The following is a 23,465-nucleotide window of genomic DNA, read 5'->3' on the forward strand; positions in this document are numbered from 1 at the left end:
TTAGTACCGCTAATGATGTTTACTGTTGCGAGTCAGTACAGACTTGCAGCAGTTTATAAATAAATTAAGATTTATTGTATTTGTTAACATAAAGTTTCTGTTGTTAGCGCCCATAACCCGTTAAACTAGCGCCCTTAAATTTTATAGCTATTTTGTTGTGAGCTAGGGCATGTTCTCCTTTTCTAAAAAACTTCTTTTATCTTTTGTTGTACTGATAGTGCTATTGTCCGTGGTGTTTTGCTATGGCCGAACTCATTATTATAATCAGGCCGAGCAAAAGGCAGCCCAACAGGCAACTCAATTAAAGCACTATATTGATACTGAGCTTGCTCGTTTTTCAAAAATTCCTCAGCTTCTTACTTATAACAACGAAGTTATCGATTTTTTAGGTGCGGCGCAAAATAACGAAAAAAAGATTAATAACTACTTAGCTGATATACAACAAGCCAGTGGTGCTTCAGATATTTATATTCTTGATGAACAAGGTGCCGTGGTTGCCAGCAGTAACTGGCAGGCCGATCATAACTTTTTAGGTAGCGATTTGTCGTTTAGACCGTATTTTAAGCGCGCATTTGCAGGTGAAAAAGTCGCGTACTTTGCTGTAGGCATGCGTACAAAAGAGCGAGGTATTTATTTTTCACAAGCCATTTATAACAATAATTTAGCGATAGGGGTTGTTGTTCTAAAAGTAAATGTAAACAAGTTTGAAAGCGACCGAGAACTGCTAAATACCGCCAAAGGCAGTCACTTTTATGTTCAGCTAGAAGATAGTGTTATTGCTATTTCAGATATGGAAAATTGGCGCCTTAATACGTTTTCTGCACTCGATATTACACATCGCAGAGACATCGCCCAGCGTCGTGCATATTTAGACTATCAACCAAAGCTGATTGCCCATTCAAATTACACATCACAAAGGTTACTGTTTAACACAATTGATGAGCATAACTATTTATCCGTAGAGCAAAAATTACGTTTTTTGAGCGCATCTGTTACCGTACTAGTTAATGTATCTAATGTAAATATTGCTCAATTACCTGTGTTATTTGGCTTTGTGGTAATTTATGCGCTTATTATTGCCCTAGGGTATGTTGTTTTAAGGCGCGTTTATGGCGTTAAAAAACTGGTTTATTCACACCATAGTGTCACCCAAGAAATGAGCGCGCGCACTGATGCATTTAAAGCACAGCAAGATGCATTACTACAATCAACTAAACTTGCAACAATTGGCCAGCTTAGCGTGGGCTTTAACCACGAAATAAATCATCCGCTTAATACTATTAATACCTATCTAGCTAGCGCTAAACGTTTGCTTGCTAAAGGTAAGTTTGAATCCCTAAACGAAAATTTACAGTTTATTGAAGCCTTAGTAGCAAGAGTGCATAAAATAGTTGCACAGCTAAATTATTTTTCTGATTCTGCAAAAACGATTATTAGCGAAGTGCCATTAAATGAATCAGTAGCCAAGGCACTAGATATTAATAAAAATCAGCTAAAGCAGGACAACATAAGTGTTTTACCGCCTAAAATTGACAGCCAACTAAAGGTTTTAGCAGATAAAGCGGCCCTTGAAGAAGTGTTAGTTAACTTAATATCGAATGCCAGCCAAGCAATGCAAGGATGTATTACGCGCGAGCTGAGTATAAGTGCCAATTATCTAAATAATAGTGTGCAACTGTGTATTGAAGATACCGGACCAGGTATTGAAGTGCACGATTTAGACACTATTTTTGAGCCTTTTTACAGTACGAAATCGGTTGATGGGCTAGGGCTTGGCTTGTGTATTTCTAAGCAAATTATTAGCGCGCTTAATGGCACGCTAAGCGCACAGAACCGCGAACAAGGCGGCGCTAAATTTATTATTACGCTACCTTGTGAGCCGCTAACGAGCTAAATAAAAGCAATTTAAGGGCGAAATTATTGAGCCAGCAGCGGTTAATTGTGGCTATTTGTTCCTATAAAAACGGTGATTTTTAGATAGTTAGTGTTATTGCTCGAAAATCAGAACGGCGTTATAGTCGTAGCAAAATGATACTCGAGTAGCACCTTTGAATACTGATAGCACACGCACCCCCTCACTCAGCGATACGTTTAATGAGCTGCAAAATAGCTTTTTAGCCCAGTCGTACCTCCCAATAGATAAGCGTATTGTTTTATTAAAAACGCTGCACAAACGCATTGTTAGTCACGAACAAGCACTTATTGATGCAGCATCAAAAGATTTTGGCTACAGGACCGCGTTTGACACTTTACTTGGTGATATTCTGCCAACGGTTCAGGGCTTAGCGCACATAATTAAAAAATTACCAAAATGGGCAAAGCCCAGTAAGCGCTCAGCAAGCTTAAGTTTGTGGCCATCAAAAGTGAGTGTGACATACCAGCCACTTGGTGTAGTTGGCGTGATTGCTCCATGGAATTACCCCATACAATTGGCATTAGTGCCTGTTATTACCGCCATTGCAGCGGGCAATAGAGTTATGCTTAAGCTCAGCGAGTTTACCCCGCATACGAATGCAGTCATCGAAAAAATATTTGCAGATGAACTACAAGCGCATTGTAAAGTGGTGTTAGGGGAAAGCGATGTAGCGAGTGAATTTTCTGCACTGCCATTTGCACATTTACTGTTTACTGGCTCAACGTCAGTGGGCAAGCTGGTTATGAAAGCGGCCAGTGAAAATTTAACCCCTGTTACCTTAGAGCTTGGTGGTAAGTCGCCGGTGATCATTACTGAGCAAGCTAATATTAAAAAAGCAGCGCAAACCTTACTGTTTGGTAAGATGGCTAATGCAGGGCAAATATGTGTAGCCCCCGATTATGTATTTGTGCCTAAGGCGCTAGAGCATCAGCTGGTACAGCAATTGTGTGAGCTTTATAAAAAGCATTTTAAAGACGGGGTTGAAGGTAAAAATTTAACGTCAATTATTAGCGATGCGCATTACACTCGCTTAGAAGGATATTTAACACAAGCACAGCAGTTAGGTGCGCACGTTATTAAGCCGCTAGAACAAAACCAACAAGACAAACAAAAGCATAGAATGGGTTTGCATATTGTTACCGCGCCTAGCGATGATATGGCGCTAATGCAAGATGAATTATTTGGCCCCATTTTGCCGGTTAAAACATACGAAAAGCTCGATGAGGCAATTAGCTACATAAAATCGCATAATCACCCTTTAGCGTTATATATTTTAGGCCAAGATAAGCATGCTCAAGATTACATAATGGAGCAAACATTAAGCGGTACAGTTGCTGTAAACGATGCCTTAGTGCAGGTAACAGCAGATGATGTGCCATTTGGTGGTGTAGGGCATTCTGGTATGGGGCATTATCATGCTAAAGAGGGGTTTTTAACCTTTAGTCATGCAAAAAATACCTTGGTGTCTGGCTCATTTAACCCACGTACCACGCTTTTACTCAAACAAAGTAAGCTCATTATTAAGCTACTTAAACTTTTATATATTAAGTAATAGGTATAAAAAAGGGCTAATGCGAGACGCATTTGCCCTTGTGTAATGCTTTGTTTAGCAGAGCGAAAATTAAAATAAGCGACCTTCACCGGCATACGTGCCTGCGAGTATTTTTTCGTAGATTTTGTCGGCTTTTTCTTTTGCTTCTTCTATTTCTTTAGGTAGCATTTTACGCTCATCTAGCTTACGGCTATGGCTTGCCTGCATATTGCCGTTGTATTCTGCAATGGTGTTCCACACATACGACTTTTCTAAGTCTTTTGGCATGCCCAGGCCTTCAAAATACATGAGCGCCAGATTAAATTGCGCCAGTGAGTAGTTATTAGCAGCGGCTTTTTCGTACCACGTTCTCGCTTGTTTGTAATCGCGCGTAACGCCCTCGCCATTAGCATACATAACACCTAAATTAAATTGTGCGGCGGGGAGGTTTTTATTCGCCGCTTTTTCAAATAACGTAACCGCCATTTGCTTATCAAGCTTAACGCCTTTACCTTCATCGTATAAAACTGCTAGCGCAAACATTGAGTCAGCGTGATTTTTTTTAACGCCTTCTTTATAAAGCTCTGCCGCTTTAAAGTAGTCGCGTGTAACACCATAGCCGCCCTCGTAAAGTTTACCTAATTCGTAAATACCAGGGGCAAAGCCTTTATCAGCTAAATATTCAAATTCTTTTAGTGCAGTTGCAAATTCGCCTTCGTTGGCAGCTCTTATACCGTCTTCAAGAGTTGCATGTGCAAATGGGCTTGAAAGCAAAACGCCAGTGAGTATTAATGCTTTTAAATTAAACTGTGACATAGCCATGTCTCCAATAGGTAATAGTTGCAATGTGTATGTATAAAAACCTGTTTTATTGCAACACTTTGTACTTACTATTTAATTGCTACGTATAAAGTGATGCAAATGCATGGGGAAGTGAATTACTAACGCTTTGGTGATTATATGGCGTTTAACACTTAGCCAAGCTGTAGTGGTAATTATAGCTTAAATAAGCAATTATATTGCTAATAATGCTGAGCTTATAGGCGTAAGATACAGATATTACAGAAAATTTAAAGCAGTAAAAAAGCGCAAGCCAATAGCCTGCGCTTTTAATGTCATATTAACCGTCACTAATATGAGCAATGTAGCAAGTAGAGATGAACTTTTATGCTATTACTTGGGTCGAGTAAATAATAGCCATTAAGCAGTCACGGGCTTAAAACAAAATGCCAGCATCCATGCTGTATATCGTCCTTGGGCACTGAGGTCGTTACACTTTGTTTATGCGATTAATTATTATTTAGATTTGGTGGTGTGTCAACAGTAAATAATAATTATTATCAATTAAAATAAATTAACACCCTTGCGTATTTATGTAAGAGTTTGAGAGAAAGCGTTAGTTGAGGGTTCCATGTTTAAAATAAAAAATATAAAAGTTTCGCGCATCGCTATCGCGCTTAGTCTGCTGTTTTTGTGTAGTTGTTCGGCTTCGTTTACTTATAATAACCTAACGTGGTTGTCGTCGTTTTGGGTAGATGACTACATTGATCTAAATAAGCAGCAAAACAAGCAACTTAAAAGTATTATTAAAACAACCCAGCAGTGGCACCGCACCACGCAATTACCCGCCTACAAGCAGGATATCCTAAATTTAAAAGTGTTATTTAATCAGCAGTTAGATTATCAGCAATTAAAATCGCAAGTGGTATTAGCCAGAGCTCACTTTCAAAACATTCTTGAGCATGCACATATACCGCTCGCGCAGTTAGGGCTTACGCTTTCTGATGCGCAGCGCACAGAGCTAATTGCTAATATTCAAACGCAAATTAACGAAGAATACGAAGAGTTTAATGAATTAACAGCGCAGGAGCGCAAAAGCGAGCGCCTTGAAAGGCAGCTCGATTACTACAAACAATGGCTAGGAAAGTTAACGCCTATGCAAACGCAGCTTATTACTCAAGCTAACAATGATCATTACGACTCTTCATTGCTTTGGCATCAGTATAAGCAAGCGCGGTTAAATGCAGCGCAGCAAGTACTTTTAAATAAATCGCTCAGTGAGAACGACTTTATTAATCAGTTAAGCCATGTAATTACAAAGCGAGAGGCATACATGAGCGACGAATTGTTAGCCAGTAATGATGCGAATTTAGCGCTCTATGTAAACTTGCTTATTGAGCTAAATACCACCTTAAGTGAGCAGCAACGAGAGAGTGTAAATGATGAGTTTGATGAGCTGATTGATACACTCAGCGATTTAATTGAAGATTAATGCTTATTTTAGCCAAGGTTCACTTTTTATAAATTTTACGCTTATTAAGGAAGTTAGCGCATGTTGTACTGCGGTGGATGAATTTACAGCAGGGAGTTTGGTTTTTAGTCAGGGCATAGCCTTTGAAGGCGATTTAATTACACCTAGAGTGAAAAACTTTAATTCACACAGGTCACCTAGGCCTCGATAAATGCTAAGATAATATTCAATATTTAATAACGTCCTATCTGATCGATTTTAAAATATATCACGTACGCTTCTCACTTATTTGTTGCTTGATTATCCTAGTTATATCTATAAATAAAGCAAAGCGACATTTTGGTGATAATTAAAACGCGCACACATTAAGGATTGTAATGGCTGCAGTTTATGGTTACTGATTTAAAAGGAATGCTCAATACGTGGTATCCGCTTCGTGATGAGCAACAATGGGTGCTCGCAACCTTGTACCAAATTGAAGGGTCGAGCTATCGAAAATTGGGCGCGATGATGCTTATTTCGAGCCTTGGACAGCGCTTAGGCATGCTTTCGGGGGGCTGTTTAGAGGCTGATATTCAACGCCACGCTAAACAAGTTATGACCTCACTACATTCTAAAACTATTACCTACGATGCAACCGATGAAGACGATTTAACATTCCAGCTAGGTATTGGCTGTGGCGGTGTGGTGCATATTATTTTGCAAAGCGTTAATCGTGAAAACGAATACTTACAATTAGAAAGCATGTTTAATGCACTAAAAAATAAGCAATCGGGGCACTACACGCAGCAAATTAAACCGTTAGTGACAAAAGGGTCAGGTGTTTTTAAAACAGTGGCTAAGCAACATAACTTATCTTTAAACCGTAAAGCAACGCTTTTAGAGCAAAACAATATTCAAAGTTTACAGGTGGCCATTTACCCCAGCCCACATTTATTAATTGTCGGTGGTGGTGCTGATGCAATACCGGTATATGCGCTTGCAAAGCAATTAGGCTGGATGGTGAGTGTGTGGGATAGCCGTGCTGCAAACGCTAAAAGAGACTATTTTAAGCATGCCGATCATATTTTGCGCAGCCCAGCTGCGCAGCTTAAACAATTTTGCGAACAGCACAAAGTTGATGCAGCTGTTTTAATGGCCCACAGTGTAGAGCTAGACTCACAGGCGTTAGCCGCACTTGAGCAAAGCCAGCTAAAGTACTTAGGGCTACTAGGACCTGCACATCGACGAGCGCAAGTGTTTGAGCATGCAAATACAACGGTAAATAAGGTAGCTGCCCCTGTGTTTGGCCCTGTAGGGCTAAATTTGGGCGGCGACTCGCCAGAGAGTATAGCGTTGTCGCTTATTAGCGAGATTCATGCGGTATTCGCTAATAAAGATGCCGCATCGTTAAGCAATTGGGGCAATTAAGGTGCGCCTAGCAAAGGTTATTTTAGCCGCTGGGCAATCGTCGCGGTTTAACGGGTGTAAGCTTATAGCCGATGTAGGTAATAAACCAATGATTTGCCACGCCGTAGATACCGTACAAGGGGATGACACATTACCCATATACGTTATTAGCGGTGCTTGGCATGCGCAAATTGAAGATGCGTTACATAGCTACAAAAATGTTGAAATACTGCATAACCCACACTGGCAAGTAGGTTTAGGAAAATCCATTGCGCGGGCAACGCAAGTTATAAGTGCTGCGCACGCATTGGATGGTATTTTATTCATGCTGGCAGATCAGGTTGAGCTTCGTACTACAGATATAAATACATTAATTGATCATTTTAAAAATAAACCCTCGCGCTGGTGCGCTGATTATGGCGAGCGCCTTGGCGTACCTGCTGTATTTCCTACCTGTGATTTTAAAACACTAGCAGCGCTAAATTGTGATAAAGGCGCTCAACATTTACTGCGCGATACAAAAGTCGAGGTTAATACCATTTTAATTAAACAGGCCAGCACAGATATTGACACTCAACAGCAATTAAAGCAGTTTATTAATAATAACAACAGGTTAGCCTCATTAGAATAAACTAAAAAATATAGCCTAAACTTTAGGTTAAAACGTTTTAAACGAAATTAAATTTTAAGAGTCATTGCCGCGTATTTTAAACCGGCGCTGCAATGCAAAGCGTTATAGTTTCAGCGTACGGTGGTATAAAAAAGTAACGTGTATGGGTCAGGTGTTACTTTAATTTTATTTAGGCTTAATCAAGGGGCAAGCTATGGTGACGTTTACAGTTAATGGCAAAGAGGTTAAATCGCAAGCAAGTTCAGATACACCTTTGCTGTGGGTTATTCGCGACGAAATTGGGTTAAAGGGCACAAAATTTGGTTGTGGTATTGCTATGTGCGGCGCATGTACAGTGCACCTAGATGGACAAGCAACGCGCTCGTGTGTATTACCCGTGGGCGCAGTGGCAGGAAAAAACATTACCACCATAGAAGGGCTTAACAACGCGCATCCGCTGCAAAAAGCATGGGTAGATGAGCAAGTACCTCAATGTGGTTACTGCCAATCTGGGCAAATTATGCAAGCGGCTACATTATTAGCTAGCAATCCAAATCCAACCGATCAAGAAATAGTAAATCATATGAACGGCAACTACTGTCGCTGCATGGCGTACAAGCGCATTAAATCGGCGATACACCGTGCCGCTGATGAATCGCAAAGTGCAGTACAAATGTTTAACCCTAAAGAGCTAGACGTGTAACTGGAGCCGACAATGAAAAAACTATTTCAAAAAAATACCGAAACCGTAGACTTAAACCGTCGCTCTTTTATGATTAGTACAGCAACGGCTGGCCTAGTTATGGCATTTGCACCGGCTATATTTTCAGGTGAATTAAGCGCGAAAGAGTCAATTGCACAGCAATCGTTTTCACCCACAATTTGGTGGACTATGAACCCACAAGGTGAAGTAGTTGTTAGTATTGCTAAAGCTGAAATGGGGCAACACGTAGGCACCGCCTTAGCGCGTATTGTGGCAGATGAGCTTGAGTGCGACTGGGATAAGGTATCAATTACGTATGTAGATACTCACGAAAAGTGGGGCTACATGGTTACTGGTGGTTCATGGTCTGTGTTTCAAAGCTTTAAGCCGCTTTCACAAGCTGGCGCAGCAGGGCGTTTGGCACTTATTGATGCAGGGGCTAATATGCTTGGAGTTAAACCTGAGCAGTGCCACGCTAGTAAAGGGCGTATAATTGCAGGCGATAAGTCGCTCAGTTATGCCGATATTGTAAAAAATGGTGAGTTTAACCGTACCTTTAGCAGCGAAGAAATCGCAAAACTGCCGTTAAAGCCTGCCAACAAACGCCACTTAACGGGTTTAAACCAAGACTTTAAAGCGCTTGATATACCTGCAAAAACAAACGGTACTGCCGTGTATGGTATAGATGTAGAGCTTGAAGGTATGGTGTATGCGCGCCCTGTAATTCCACCTACTCGATATGGCAGTGAAGTCACGCAGGTGGATGATAGCGCAGCAAAAGCAATAAAAGGCTACAAAGGGTTCGAGATTTTAAATGACCCGAGCAATACAGTACAAGGCTGGGTGGTGGTTTTAGCTGACAATTACCCCAGTGCTATTAAAGCGGGAGATGCGCTAAAAGTAACCTATAAAAAAGGGCAAACAGCCAATGTTACAGAGGCAGATATTCAATCCCTCGGCGAAAAATTATGTAACGATAACAACGCTGGCACCTTATTTGTTAATGAAGGCGACACCGCTAAAATGCAGGCTGAGGCAAAGCAGTCGCTAGCGTCATTGTATACCACGGCAACAGCAAGCCATTATCAATTAGAGCCGCTTAACGCGTTGGCAGAGTTTAAACAAGGCAAGTGGATTATCCATACCGGTAATCAGTGGCAATCTTTAACGTTACCTGCATTGGCCAGCGCATTAGAGGTTGAACAAAATAACGTAATTATTCGCCCTTATTATTTAGGCGGTGGATTTGGGCGTCGCTTATTTGGCGATTGGACCGTGCCTGCAGCGTTAACAGCGAAAGCGATTGGTAAACCAGTAAAACTCGTATTTACGCGCGCAGACGATAGCTTGTTTGATCAGTCACGTTCAGCCTCCACAGCTAAATTAACGGCTTCGTTTAATGAAAATGGCGAACTCAGTGCTATGGAACATGCGTTTGCAGCTGGTTGGCCAACAAAGGCAATGGCGCCTGGCTTTTTATCACCAGGGGTTGATGGCAAAGGTAAGTTTGACTCGTTTTCGGCCTCTGGAGCGGATCATTGGTACAGCATGGATAATCACCGTGCTCGCGCAATTAATAACGAATTGGCGCAAAGCACATTTACCCCAGGCTGGCTTCGCTCGGTAGGTCCGGGTTGGATTGTATGGAGTTTGGAATCTTTTATTGACGAAATTGCCCACAAACAAGGGCTTGATCCGGTGGAATTTCGTTTATCAATGCTCGATGGCAAAGGCAAACAAGCAGGTAAAGCCCCTGAAAGCGTAGGCGGCGCACTGCGATTAAATGCGGTACTTAAAAAAGTGTCAGCGAAGGTCGCAAATGTTAAGCTGGGTGAAAACGAAGGCATTGGCTTTTCAGTTAGTTCTGGTCAAGAGCGTCATATGCCAGCGTGGATTGCCACAGCGGCGCATGTGCACGTAAATAAAAACGATGGCAAAATTACGCTTAAAAAACTGTATGCCGTGGTAGATGCGGGTTTAATTGTTCATCCCGATGGTGCATTAGCTCAGCTTGAAGGTTCGTTATTGTGGGGCACAAGCCTTGCGTTACATGAATCAAATAATTATCAAAACGGGCAAGTGGCGGCCACTAACTTTAACACTTACTTGCCGCTTAGAATGCAAGATGTGCCCGATATGGATATAGAGTTTGTGCAAAGTGATGAGTTTCCTATGGGCTTAGGTGAGCCGGGCGTTATTGGTGTTGCGCCAGCTATTGGCAACGCGGTATTTAATGCAGTCGGCGTGCGTTTACGTCATTTACCCATGAAACCGAGTGAGCTTAAAGCCGGTCTTTCGACCTAGTTATACCAATCCTCAAAATAGATCACTTAATTAAGCGGATTGGTATTAAGTGCTAACAAAGCGCGTAAAGTAGATTTTTTTACGCGCTTTGAACTTAGCGATAAATTTTAAAAATGTTAAAGGCTTATTTATGCTAGTCGACCCAGCCGGGCGAAAATTTAGTTATTTACGTTTATCGATCACTGATGTGTGCAATTTTAAGTGTGTGTATTGTTTACCTGATGGCTATCAATGTGATCACGACCGAGACTTCCTTTCTCTTAACGAAATTAGTAATACTATAAACGCCTTTGCTCATCATGGTATATCAAAGTTACGTATTACTGGCGGAGAGCCAACCCTCAGAAAAGATTTTATAGATGTAATTCGAGCAGCAAAAGACACGCCAGGCATTACAAAAATAGCCGCTACTACTAATGGCTACTCTATGCATAAGCAGATAAATAACTGGGTAGAAGCAGGTTTAAACGCTATCAATGTTAGTATTGATACTTTAGATCCACGTATGTTTAATACGATTACCGGTCACGATAAGTTCTCGACTGTAATGCAGGGTATAGAAAGCGCGCTTGAAAGCGGTATAGAGTCGGTAAAAATAAACAGCGTACTCATGAAACAGTACAATGGCCGTGAGCTTGATACCTTTTTAGTCTATTTAAAGCACAGACCCGTGACGATGCGATTTATTGAGCTAATGCAAACTAATGATAATAAATCGTTTTTTGATGCTAACCATATATCGGGGCAAGCAATAAAAGAGCAGTTGCTCCGCGCAGGTTGGCAGCCCATTATACGCGATGTAACGGCAGGACCTGCACAAGAGTTTTTCCACCCTGATTATTTGGGTAAAATAGGGTTAATAATGCCTTACAGTAATGACTTTTGTAACACCTGCAATAGGTTAAGAATTTCGTCACTAGGGAAATTGCATTTATGTTTGTTTTCTGAGCAGGGCATATCACTTAGAGAATACATGAGTGATAACACCAATCAGGCATTAATTGATCAGTTAGCGCGTTATATAAAAACTAAAAAACCAACACACTTATTGCATCAAGGTAACACAGGGGTCACAACAAACTTATCTATGTTGGGTGGTTAAACCTTATAGTAAGCTGTTTGGCTGAGTGCTCTTGCTATGGTATTGGGTAAAGTTAATGTTTTCTTATATCTACTTGTTATATTTAATTTTAGCGTTACACTGAATTTTTTATTATTTTAAGTTTTTTGAATGGATATAGCAGCGCTTAGTAGTACTAAATCATTAAGAAGGAACGTCCTGAAATGGATGTGCTTGTGCTTTGGTTTTGTCTCACTGTTTTTTGCTGCATTTAATATTATTGTAAATAACTTTGCTTTATTAGGGTATTTAGAAATAGCGCTCAGTGTATTTTGTGCTTACACCTACTATCGCTTAAACACGCATGCGCTAGAAGTATGGCAATCTGTAGTTATGTGCATATTTGTCACCTTTGTAATTGTATTAGGTAACTATTTAGCTAAACCAATAAATGGCGTGTATGTGTGGTCTTTTGCTTTACCTATATTGTACTACCTGTTGCTAGGTAAACGCTATGGCATTGTATTATCGGCTTTGCTCTTTGTACTACAAGCTGCCATATTGTTAAACAAATCATCGCAACTTCCTCTAACAACGCTTAACTTCAGTTTAAACCTTATATTCGTGTATATCAGTATTTGGGCTATTTCTCATGTTTTTGAAGGTAGCCGTGCTTTATCATCTAAGCGATTAAAAAATCTTGCTTTGTTAGACCCGCTTACTGGGGCTGCAAACCGTTTATCAATGAATCACTATTTTGAAGTAGAGCTTAAAGATAAATCGCAACTGTATTTGTTTTTACTCGATCTAGACTTTTTTAAACAAGTTAACGATACCCATGGCCACGCAGTGGGTGATAAAGTGCTCATTGAAGTCGCCACTTTACTTCGCGTTATATCAGCAAAAGGGTATGTATTTAGAGTGGGCGGGGAGGAGTTTGCTTTACTGCACTCTTTTGCTTCACACAATGAGGCGTTGGCAATGGCTGAAACCATCAGAGCAACACTAAACGAATCTGCGTTTGAGATTGATGGGCTAAAAATAAATGTCACCGCGAGCATTGGGGTTGTAAAGTATCGCCAAGGTGACACACTTGAAAAGTGTGTCACTAAAGCAGATGAACAACTTTATAAAGCAAAAGAATATGGCCGAAATAAAGTATACTTTCAGTCAAGCGCCCGGTTAAATGAAAAGCCTCAGGTAGCTTAATACGCCCTAGTACATTTGTTCAAAGTTAGGGATGTTGTTTTCCCAAATTGGTTTGTCTTTCCCTAAATACTCCTTTACTGCATCAAAAAATAAGCGTGTTCTTACTGGTAAGTCTCTGTGCGGGTACAAGGCATACATATGGCTAAACTCTTTTAATTTAACGTCAGTTAAAATAGGCACTAATTGGCCTTGCGTTATTTCCTTATCGATAATAAATGCCGGAGCCACGAAGTAGGTAGTCCCTGAAATAGCTTTCATTAGCAGCACTTCGGCATCGTTAGCTCTATACACACTGTTAATTTTTAGCTCACACAACTCCCCCTTACTATCGTAATAATCAAGGCTCTCTACCCGTATTGAGTTGCTTGCATAACTTGCTGCAGGTAACTGCGCCAGTTCTTCTATGGTTTTTGGCATGCCATAGGTTTGTATAAATTCAGGGGCCGCTACTATAAGTACCCTATTTCGGGCAATTCTACGCGCAATTAATGAAGAGTCTTTAGGTTCCCCAATTCTAAAAGCTAAATCAAACCCTTCAGATACAATATCAACAAGCCTGTCATCAAGGCGCAGCTCAACTTCTACTTGAGGAAAACGTTTTTGAAAGTCGTTAAGCACAGGCTGCAAATAACGTCTGCCAATAAGCGTTGACGATGTAATTTTTAGCACCCCACGTGGCTCTAAATGATAGTTTTCTGCCATGCGTACGGTTTCACCAAGTAGTTCTCTTAGTTCACTTGCTTTTTTTATCATTTCGGCGCCGGCGGCCGTTAACGAAAACGAACGGGTGGTACGGTTTAATAGCCTAACGCCTAGCTCGTCCTCTAACCGACTAATTTGCTTTGATATTACAGAGCGGTCTATGTTTCTTATTTCTGCAGCTTTGGCAAAAGAGCCTTGCTCTACCACCTCTAGTAGCATTAAAAGTCGGCTTGTTGTATCCATCATGATCACTCATTAATTTTTATTGATGCCATTTTGGCATTAATGAATTTATAAATCTATGGTTTTTGTCCGCAGGTATAGTCCGTAATATGCACGCTAATCAATAAAGGAGCGTCTACATGAACAAACATTTAATTGCTGCTGCACTCGCTGCGGCATCATTATCACTTGCGGGCTGTGCTGATGAGAGCGCGCCTCAAGCTCAGCAACAACAATTGCAGCCTATCGATGTTGCACCTGTACTGGTAAAGCCGGTACAAAGCTGGCACACCTACACTACGCGCTTAGAGTCGCCTGAAGAAGTTGCGTTAATGCCACGTGTGTCAGGTATTATCGATAGCATTGAGTTTAAAGAAGGCGATGTGGTTAAGCAGGGCGATGTGCTTTTTCAGCTTGATAAACGTCCTTTTGCTGCCGTAGTAGCAAGTTTAGAAGCGCAAATTCACAGCGCTGAAGCAGCCCTTGAACAAGCTGTTAGTGAAGATAAACGTGCAGTGCGATTATTAGAGCGTAAAGCTATTTCTACAGAGCAAGCACAAGCACGTACCTCAACGTTGCGTCAACGCGAAGCGCAACTTGCAGCACTGCAAGCACAACTTACCTCTGCAAAGCTCGATTTAGAATTTACCTCGGTGATATCGCCAATTGATGGCATTATTTCTCGTGCAAACATTACTAAAGGTAATAACGTGTTAGCGGGACAAAGCGTATTAACATCAATTGTATCTAACAAAGCAATGTATGCGTATTTTGACGTTGATGAACGTACCTGGAATAGTGCATTTAATGATGTAACAGCACAAAGCCGCCAAACAGTTGTAATGCAAAAAGTAGGTCAAACAGAGTTTGCTTATCAAGGTTACATTAACTTTATTGATAACCAAATTAACTCAGCTACAGGTACTTTACGTGTACGTGCTGTATTTAACGAAGATAATAATCAACTTCGTGCAGGCTCTTTTGCCCGTATTAAATTGGCAGCAAACAAAGTAAGCGAAAAAGTAATTATACCTGAGCGTGCTATTGGTACCGATTTAAAAAATCGTTTTGTATTAACGGTTGGCGAAAACAACGTACTTGAATACAAACTCATTACTGTCGGTGAACGATACGGTGCATTACGTGCGGTGACCTCTGGACTTAGCGAAGGTGACATCATTGCGGTAAACGGCCCAGCACGTGTAGGCCCAGGTATGCCAATCTCTCCACAAACAGTAACAATTGATACAAGCGGTGTTGCATTTACATTGTCAAACGACAACGCACAACTTGTGGCTAAGCAATAAGGTTTATTGATGAAATTCTCGCATTTCTTTATACAGCGCCCAATATTTGCGGCCATGCTGTCGTTGGTTATTTTAATTGCTGGTGGTATTTCACTATTTCAACTACCAGTGAGTGAATACCCAGAAGTAGTACCACCTACAGTGGTTGTAACTGCAAGCTACCCGGGTGCAAACCCAACCGTTATCGCGCAAACAGTGGCAACACCGCTGGAGCAAGAAATTAACGGTACTGAGAACATGCTTTATATGTTTTCACAAGGTACTAGTGATGGACGCATGACTTTAACGGTAACTTTTGCTTTAGGTACCGATTTAGATCGTGCGCAGGTTCAAGTACAAAACCGTGTAAACAGTGCATTGCCACGTTTGCCAGAAGAAGTACAGCGTTTAGGCGTAGTAGCCGAAAAATCATCACCCGATTTAACCATGGTGGTGCACTTATATTCGCCTGAAAAAACTCACGATACAGCGTATTTATCTAACTATGCCGATTTGAACATTAAAGATGAAATTGCACGCTTACCAGGCGTAGGTGATATTCGTTTATTTGGTGGTGGCAAATACTCAATGCGCGTATGGCTAAACCCTGATGCGCTTGCTGCACGTGAACTCACAGCAACAGATGTAGTTGCAGCGCTTCGCTCGCAAAACCAACAAGTTGCAGCGGGTAGCTTAGGTGCGCAGCCAATTTCAAACGATAGCCAATTTCAAATACTCTTAAACGTTAAAGGGCGTTTAAGTAGTGTTGAAGAATTTGAAAACGTTATCATAAAAGTAGGTGAACAGGGGCAATTAACACGTTTGTCTGATGTAGCACGTGTAGACTTAGGCCTTGATACGTACGCACTTCGTGCTGAGATGGATAACCAGCCTGCACTTGCAATGCCTATTTTTCAACGCCCTGGTTCAAATGCAATTGAGCTTTCTGATCAAGTACGCGAAACCATGGCGCGCTTATCAAAAGATTTCCCTGCGGGTGTAGAGTACGACATTGTATATGACCCTACGGTATTTGTACGTGGTTCAATTGATGCGGTAATTGCTACTTTACTTGAAGCCATCGCATTAGTTGTTATTGTTGTAATTGTATTTTTACAAACATGGCGCGCATCTATTATTCCTTTAATTGCGGTGCCTGTATCTCTAATTGGTACTTTTGCGGTTATGCAATGGCTAGGCGTATCTATTAATACGCTGTCGTTGTTTGGCTTGGTGCTAGCAATTGGTATTGTTGTAGATGATGCTATCGTTGTTGTTGAAAACGTAGAGCGTAATATTGAGCAAGGGCTATCGCCATTAGAAGCAACACGTGTTGCTATGACTGAAGTTACAGGCCCGATTATTGCGATTGCTTTAGTGTTGTGTGCGGTATTTATTCCAACTGCATTTATTACCGGTTTATCGGGTCAGTTTTACAAGCAATTTGCACTAACTATTACTATTTCTACTGTTATCTCTGCATTTAATTCACTAACACTGTCACCAGCGTTATCGGCATTATTACTTAAATCGCACGATGCAAAACCTGATGCGTTTACGCGTTTACTGAATAAATTATTTGGCCGTTGGTTGTTTGAACCATTTAACCGCGTATTTAATCGTGGTGCTAAAGGGTACGAAAAACTAGTACAAAAACTTATTCGTATGACTGTTATTGTGATGGTTGCCTATGTTGCACTGGTTGGCGGCACAATTAAATTATTTGATACCGTACCAGGTGGCTTTATTCCACAGCAAGATAAGCAATATTTAGTGGCTATTGCACAATTACCCGATGCAGCAAGTTTAGACCGCACTGCAGATGTAATTTCGCAAATGCAAAAAATTGCGTTAGAAGTACCTGGCGTTGCTCACACTGTTGCGTTTCCTGGTTTATCGGTTAATGGGTTTACTAATAGCCCGAACAGCGGCATTGTATTTACACCACTTGAAAGCTTTGATAAACGCACAGACCCTAGCCAATCGGCAATGGCCATCGCTGCGCAGCTAAATCAACGTTTTGCAGCCATTGATGAAGCATTTGTTGCAGTATTTCCGCCACCGCCAATTCAAGGCTTAGGTACAACCGGTGGCTTTAAACTGCAACTTGAAGACAGAGCAAATAAAGGGTTTGAAGCATTATTCAATAGCCTACAAACGGTTATTGGTAAGGCGCAACAAGACCCTGCATTAATGGGCCTTTACTCAAGCTTTAGAATTCAAGTTCCACAAATGGACATAGACATTGACCGTGAACAAGCACTTATTCAAGGTATTCCACTTGATGAAGTATTTGACGCACTGCAAGTTTACTTAGGCTCAGTATATGTAAACGACTTTAATATGTTTGGTCGTACTTACCAAGTAAATGCGCAAGCTGATGCTGATTACCGCCTTGATCCTGAGCAAATTCTTAACCTAAAAGTACGTAATAGCGTAGGGAACATGGTGCCACTTGGTTCTGTACTAACTGTGACACCGACCATAGGTCCAGATCGCGTAATGCACTATAACGGTTACCCTAGTGCAGAATTGAACGGCAGCCCAGCACCAGGTTACAGCTCTGATCAAGCACAAACAGCAATCGAAGCAATACTGGCAGATAATCTACCGACGGGTATTGAATACGAGTGGACAGAAGTAACCTACCAGCAAGTACTTGCCGGTAATACTATGGTTTATGTATTCCCGTTAGTTGTATTGCTTGTATTTATGGTACTTGCAGCGCAGTACGAAAGCTTACGTTTACCACTGGCAATAATACTAATTGTACCTATGACTATTTTCTCTGCGCTATTAGGTGTATGGCTTGTAGGCTCAGACAACAACATATTCACCCAAATAGCGTTAATAGTACTGGTGGCCTTAGCTTCTAAAAACGCGATATTAATGGTTGAGTTTGCAAAAGACAGACACGACTCAGGATTAACGCACCTAGAGGCAATACTTGAAGCATGTCGTATGCGTTTGCGCCCTATATTAATGACATCAATTGCCTTTACAGCAGGGGTTGTACCACTAGTACTTGCAACGGGTGCCGGCGCCGAAATGCGCCACGCTATGGGTAACGCGGTGTTTGCAGGCATGATAGGGGTAACCGTATTTGGTTTACTATTTACCCCAGTGTTTTACATGTTAGTTGTTAAAAAGCAGCAAAAAGAGCAGGAGTTATCACATGGCTAAGTTAATGACTAAACGTGTAAAAACGCGCTTAACGCTAAGTGCTGTGTTAGTGGCTGCTGTTTTATCTGGTTGCGCAAGCAAAATAGATACACACAGTGAGCAAAATGCCATTAACGATTTTGTAGCACAGGCAAATATTGCAAGCAATGTGGCTACAGCTGATGAAACTAACTGGTGGCAAAAGCTAGAGTCAGAGCAGCTAAATGCTCTTGTAAATAGCGCGCTTGCAAATAACTACGACTTACAAACGAGTCAATTAACGCTGAAAAGTGCACTAGCAAGATTAGGCGAGCAAAAAGCGCAATACTTACCACAAGGTGGTGTTGAAGTAGGTGCAGCTCGAAGCGATGCCCCCAGTGTGTTTGATCGCCAATCAAGTGCAAATGTCGCGCTTGATTGGCAACTTGACTTGTTTGGTCGAATTACAGCCTTGGTTGATGCAGCAAATGCATCGGCCATGAGCCAAGCCGAGCAGGTGCGTTTACTGCAAATTGAAGTTGTATCGTCAGTGGTGAAAGGCTTTGTAAGTTACCAAGGCAATGTTGAAAAACAGCAGATTATTGCAATGCAAATTGAAGCACTTGAACAAAGTATTGAAGTATTGCAAGCACGTGTAGACGAAGGAGTTGCTAACGAACTTGATTTAAACCGCACTATGGCACAGCTTAGGCAGCAAGAAGCTCTAATGCCAGCTATAGAGTATGCTAAATACAGTGATTTATCGGCACTGGCCGTGCTTAGTGGTAAATTAACCAAAGACATAGCTATAAACGATGAGCAAAACATACTTGAACACGACTTTAGCGTAGCGCTTAAAAATGCCAATGAAGCCATTGCACTGCGCCCTGATATTAGCCGTGCACTTTATGATTTTAGTCAAGCTAATAGCTTGAGCGTAGCTGCAAGCAAAGCGCTACTGCCAGATATTAGCCTGTCCGCATTTGCCGGTGTGGTGAGCATAGACAGCACAGGATTAAAAAATACTGACCAACAATGGCAAGTTGCGCCACAGTTGCAGTGGTCAATATTAAGTTATCCAGCACTGCTTGCTCAGCGCGACGCACAGCAGTTTTTAAGTGAAGCTGCTTACAGCGACTATCAGCAAATAGTATTAAGTGCGGTGACTGAAAGTGAACTTTCACTGCAAATGTTGGTCAACCAACAGCAACAAAAAACGTTTGCAGATGAGCGTTTTGGTTTTGCTAATAAAGCGTTTTTACAAGCACAAGCAATGTACGAAGAAGGACAAATACCGTACTTAGAGTTGTTAGATGCGCGTCAGGATGTTTTAATAGCCCAAGAAAATGCTGTTGACACAACGATTGCCTCATTGCTTGCAAAAGTTAACGCTTATCAAGCGTTTAATGGCCAATGGAGCTATGCACTTAACAGCGCAAAATAAGTAGAGTTAATTGAATGAGCAATACTGAACTGTCAGATAGATACGATATTCCGCAAACAATGCGGGCAATTGTACTTCCACAACCCGATGAGCAAATTTGCCTACACGATGTTGAAGTGGATGTGCCCGAGTGCGCCAACAACGAACTGTTGGTAAAAGTGGAGTACGTGGGCCTCAACCCTGCGGATGCGCATTTTGCTAAAACAGGCTTTTGTAAATGGCAATACCCACACATACTAGGCCTTGATGCTGTAGGTGTGGTGGTTAAAGCTAATAAAGGTGTGTTCCCTAATGTGGGTGAGCGAGTAATGTGGCACGCCAATATTGGCGAGCAAGGGGTATTGAGTGAGTACACTAAAGTACCTAATTTTGCTGTATCGGTTGTGCCCGATGAGCTCAGTCCTGCGCAAGCGGCAACATTACCTTGCGCGGGTATGGCAGCACTTATCAGCTTAGATAAAATTGCAATTGCCGAAGGTGATACAGTTTTAATTGAAGGTGGCTCTGGTGCGGTAGGTCAGTTTGCCATTCAATATGCTAAGCAGCGTGGCGCTGATGTATTTGCTACTGCATCAAAACGTAACCACAAATTGGTCAAGAAGCTAGGTGCCGATACTGTTTTTGACTACAACGATAAAAAGTTGTGTGACAAAATTCGCCGTGAGCTTGGCCCACAAGGTTTTGATGCTGTAATTGATACAATGGGCGGTACATCAACTCTGCGAAATATAGAATTAATGCGCTTTTGCGGCCGTATCGCGTGTTTAAACCCGTTGCCTCATTTTGATCAAAATTTAATGTACCGCCGAGCACCTAATATTAGTGTGGTTTCAATTGGTGGTGCGTGGCTTGCAAACAGTTTATGTGCGCAACAACGTTTAAGTTTTATGGGCAATTTGTTACTTGAGGGCGCGCTTTCGGGCGATATTAAAACACCGGTCATTACTGCCGTTGATTTTACTGCAGAGTCCGTAAGTGCTGCTTTAAACAATCAAATAGCGGGTGGATTTACAGGAAAACACATTGTGCAAATAAGCAGTTAACTCTCCCCACTTTAATTTAAAAACGCAGCCCAAGTGGCTGCGTTTTTTTATGGCTAAATAAAATTTGATGTTTTAGGCATAATTGCGGCTAAAAAGTGTTTTTCAGCGCACAAGTGTAAGCCTTTTAGATTCAACAGTTTACGTCACCGTAAAGAAAATAAATTGAAAAAACTGTTAATTAATTGAATAGAGTAATTGATCTAAACTCATTTTTATGACGTAATGTAGGTATTATTTATCTGGTCGGATGAGTTCAATCATGAGTTTACGTACAAAATTAAAAAAAGTATTACCAAGCATTTCAATCACTGAACAAGAAGCGCTAGACGCGGGCGATGTGTGGCTAGAAGGGTCTATCTATCAAGGTAAGCCAGATTTTAGCGCGCTGCGCGATGTTCCTGCCGCCACATTAAGCGCAGATGAGCAAGCATTCTTAGATGGCCCAGTACAAGAGTTACTTGGCATGATTGACGATTCAGTTATTCAAAATGGTATTCACTTACCAGATGACATATTAGAATTTTTGAAAAAAGAGCGTTTTTTCTCGCTTATCATTCCTAAATCGTTTGGTGGTTTAGAGTTTAGCCCTTATGCAAACTCAACTATTGTGGCAACCATTGCAACTAAAAGCTCTGCAGTAGCAGTAACCGTTATGGTTCCTAACTCTCTAGGCCCAGGTGAACTACTACTTCACTTTGGTACGCAAGAGCAACAAGCACATTACTTACCGCGCCTGGCAAACGGCAGAGACATTCCCTGTTTTGCACTAACAAGCCCAGAGGCGGGTTCTGATGCAGGCGGTATTCCAGATATTGGTACTGTAACCAAAGGCATGTACAACGGCGAAGAAGTACTTGGCCTTGAAATCACATGGGACAAGCGCTACATCACATTGGCACCCATTGCAACGGTACTTGGTTTAGCGTTTAAAGTAGTGGACCCTGAGGGTTTACTAGGCGGCAAAGAAAATTTAGGTATTACCTGTGCGCTTATTCCTAAAGATCACCCAGGTGTAGAGCTCGGTAACCGTCACGATCCTATGGGTATTCGTTTTTATAATGGTACTACACGCGGAAACAAAGTATTTGTACCAATGGACTTTATTATTGGCGGCCAGAAAAACATCGGTCGCGGCTGGCAAATGCTGGTTAGCTGTTTAGGTGCTGGCCGTGGTATTTCACTACCTGCACTGGGTGTAAGTACATCACAAGTGGCGTTTAAATCAGCATCTGAATACGCAGCAGTACGCGAGCAGTTTGGTTTAGCAATTGGCCAGTTTGAAGGCATTCAAGAAAAGCTAGCCGACATTGCAGGTAAAACGTACCTTCAAGAAGCAATGCGCGTACTTACAACTGAAGGCTTAGGCATGGGCTTAAAACCATCAGTTGTTACAGCAATCGCTAAATACCACATGACAGAGCTTGGCCGCGACGTGCTAGATTCAGCAATGGATATTCAAGCAGGTAAAGCAATTCAAAATGGTCCGCAAAATACCCTTGCAAGCGGTTATGTTGCACAACCAATTGCAATAACGGTAGAAGGCGCGAACATTCTTACTCGTAACCTGATGATTTTTGGTCAAGGTGTTATGCGTTGTCACCCATATTTACAATCTATGGTTGAATCTATTCATAGTGAAGATAAAGGCGCTGATGCAGAATTTAACGGCATTTTACGTAAAACAATTGGTTACAGCACCGCAAACAGCTTACGTGCGTTCCGTTTAGGCGTTTTACCATTTACTGCAAGCGCAAACTCAGCGCTACCAGAAGTACGTGAATACGAAAAAGCCGTGCATAAATTATCAGCTAAATTAGCGGTGTACGCAGACTTCTCGTTACTTGTACTTGGTGGTAAATTAAAACAAGCCGAAATGCTTTCAGCACGTTTAGGCGATGTAATGAGCTTTTTATATGCGGCAATGGCATCAATCAAGTATTACGAGCAAAAAGTAGCGAGCAGCGAGCGTGAGCAAGCAGCACCTTACTTCCATTACGCAACTCGTTTTGCACTGCAAAGCGCTGAAGAAGCATTGCATAAGTTTTTAGATAACTTCCCTGCAAGTGGTACTCGTAAGTTTATACGTTTTGTAACTATGAACTACTCAACTAAAATGCCAAAAATTAGCGATGATTTAATTCGCGAATTAGCTAAGCAAGCGCAGCTTGATACTGCATTTAAAGCGCAAATTACGCATTTAGTTAAACCAGTAGAGGGTGATGGTCATTACATTAATGAACAAGCCTACAAAGCTAAAATGGCATCACTTGGTGAGCTAGCTAAAGTTAAAAAAGCACTGCGCGCTAAAACAATTAAGCCAGGTACACGATTTGCTATTACACTTGATAACGCACTAGCGGCAAACGTAATTACCGCGGCTGAGCACGCGCAATTAGTTGATTACAACAAAAAGCGTGAAAAAGCGATTCGTGTAGATGAGTTCGATTTTGATATGAACTTACTAGATGACAACGCACAGCCAGTTAACCCACTTAAAAGTGTAGTTAATCAATAAAATTCAATGATGCTAAGCGCCCGCAGTATCGGCGCTTTTATTCATGATTAAAAAATTAGTGTGGAGCCTCGTTTGTTTAAAACCAAGCGGGGCTTTTTTATATTAACAATCGAATTTAGTATTCAGAGGTGTCGCTCCAT

The 23,465-nt window shown here is 41.5% G+C and carries 16 protein-coding genes; 14 read left to right on the forward strand and 2 right to left on the reverse strand.

Going from position 1 to position 23,465, the window contains the following annotated elements:
- Positions 1-169: 169 nt before the first annotated feature.
- Together QUE46_RS18325 and QUE46_RS18330 are read left to right on the forward strand one after the other, a co-directional pair.
- Positions 170-1,894 (forward strand): ATP-binding protein, encoded by a 1,725-nt coding sequence (locus QUE46_RS18325; protein ID WP_286249224.1) that lies wholly within the window; start codon positions 170-172, stop codon positions 1,892-1,894.
- 154 nt (positions 1,895-2,048) lie between these two features.
- Positions 2,049-3,467, forward strand: a complete 1,419-nt coding sequence (locus tag QUE46_RS18330; protein ID WP_286249226.1) for a coniferyl aldehyde dehydrogenase — start codon at positions 2,049-2,051, stop codon at positions 3,465-3,467.
- A 69-nt stretch (positions 3,468-3,536) separates the two neighbouring features.
- Here QUE46_RS18330 and QUE46_RS18335 read toward each other — a convergent pair whose 3' ends face one another.
- Positions 3,537-4,262: a tetratricopeptide repeat protein gene (locus QUE46_RS18335; protein WP_286249228.1), complete on the reverse strand. Its 726-nt coding sequence runs from the start codon at positions 4,260-4,262 to the stop codon at positions 3,537-3,539.
- A gap of 595 nt (positions 4,263-4,857) precedes the next feature.
- Between QUE46_RS18335 and QUE46_RS18340 the strand changes: the two genes are divergently transcribed.
- The 7 genes from QUE46_RS18340 (at position 4,858) to QUE46_RS18370 (ending at position 12,972) form a co-directional block, all read left to right on the forward strand.
- Positions 4,858-5,718, forward strand: coding sequence for a DUF6279 family lipoprotein (locus QUE46_RS18340; RefSeq protein WP_286249233.1), 861 nt, complete (start codon positions 4,858-4,860; stop codon positions 5,716-5,718).
- Between the two features lie 369 nt (positions 5,719-6,087).
- Complete coding sequence (locus tag QUE46_RS18345; RefSeq protein ID WP_286249235.1) at positions 6,088-7,107, forward strand: XdhC family protein; 1,020 nt, start codon at positions 6,088-6,090, stop codon at positions 7,105-7,107.
- A 1-nt stretch (position 7,108) separates the two neighbouring features.
- On the forward strand, positions 7,109-7,717 hold the full coding sequence (locus QUE46_RS18350; RefSeq protein WP_286249237.1) for a nucleotidyltransferase family protein: 609 nt from the start codon (positions 7,109-7,111) through the stop codon (positions 7,715-7,717).
- Between the two features lie 193 nt (positions 7,718-7,910).
- Positions 7,911-8,399: a (2Fe-2S)-binding protein gene (locus QUE46_RS18355; RefSeq protein WP_286249239.1), complete on the forward strand. Its 489-nt coding sequence runs from the start codon at positions 7,911-7,913 to the stop codon at positions 8,397-8,399.
- 12 nt (positions 8,400-8,411) lie between these two features.
- Positions 8,412-10,703, forward strand: a complete 2,292-nt coding sequence (locus QUE46_RS18360) for a xanthine dehydrogenase family protein molybdopterin-binding subunit (protein ID WP_286249241.1) — start codon at positions 8,412-8,414, stop codon at positions 10,701-10,703.
- A gap of 130 nt (positions 10,704-10,833) precedes the next feature.
- Entirely contained in the window at positions 10,834-11,805 is a 972-nt protein-coding gene (gene moaA, locus QUE46_RS18365) for a GTP 3',8-cyclase MoaA (protein WP_286249242.1), read from the forward strand.
- Positions 11,806-11,934: 129 nt separating this feature from the next.
- Complete coding sequence (locus QUE46_RS18370) at positions 11,935-12,972, forward strand: GGDEF domain-containing protein (RefSeq protein WP_286249244.1); 1,038 nt, start codon at positions 11,935-11,937, stop codon at positions 12,970-12,972.
- A 6-nt stretch (positions 12,973-12,978) separates the two neighbouring features.
- Here QUE46_RS18370 and QUE46_RS18375 read toward each other — a convergent pair whose 3' ends face one another.
- Positions 12,979-13,917 carry a LysR family transcriptional regulator gene (locus tag QUE46_RS18375; protein WP_286249262.1) on the reverse strand — a complete coding sequence of 313 codons (939 nt, stop codon included), beginning with the start codon at positions 13,915-13,917 and terminating at the stop codon, positions 12,979-12,981.
- A gap of 119 nt (positions 13,918-14,036) precedes the next feature.
- On the opposite strand from QUE46_RS18375, the gene QUE46_RS18380 reads away from it, so the two are divergent.
- The 5 genes from QUE46_RS18380 (at position 14,037) to QUE46_RS18400 (ending at position 23,325) form a co-directional block, all read left to right on the forward strand.
- On the forward strand, positions 14,037-15,203 hold the full coding sequence (locus QUE46_RS18380) for an efflux RND transporter periplasmic adaptor subunit (RefSeq protein WP_286249246.1): 1,167 nt from the start codon (positions 14,037-14,039) through the stop codon (positions 15,201-15,203).
- Between the two features lie 9 nt (positions 15,204-15,212).
- Complete coding sequence (locus QUE46_RS18385; protein WP_286249248.1) at positions 15,213-18,365, forward strand: efflux RND transporter permease subunit; 3,153 nt, start codon at positions 15,213-15,215, stop codon at positions 18,363-18,365.
- On the forward strand, positions 18,358-19,767 hold the full coding sequence (locus QUE46_RS18390) for a TolC family protein (RefSeq protein ID WP_286249249.1): 1,410 nt from the start codon (positions 18,358-18,360) through the stop codon (positions 19,765-19,767). Before QUE46_RS18385 ends, QUE46_RS18390 begins: the two co-directional genes overlap by 8 nt.
- A gap of 14 nt (positions 19,768-19,781) precedes the next feature.
- Complete coding sequence (locus QUE46_RS18395) at positions 19,782-20,810, forward strand: zinc-binding dehydrogenase (RefSeq protein WP_286249250.1); 1,029 nt, start codon at positions 19,782-19,784, stop codon at positions 20,808-20,810.
- A 259-nt stretch (positions 20,811-21,069) separates the two neighbouring features.
- Positions 21,070-23,325, forward strand: coding sequence for an acyl-CoA dehydrogenase (locus tag QUE46_RS18400; RefSeq protein ID WP_286249251.1), 2,256 nt, complete (start codon positions 21,070-21,072; stop codon positions 23,323-23,325).
- Positions 23,326-23,465: the final 140 nt, after the last annotated feature.

Source organism: Pseudoalteromonas sp. MM1 (assembly GCF_030296835.1).
Classification (GTDB): domain Bacteria; phylum Pseudomonadota; class Gammaproteobacteria; order Enterobacterales; family Alteromonadaceae; genus Pseudoalteromonas.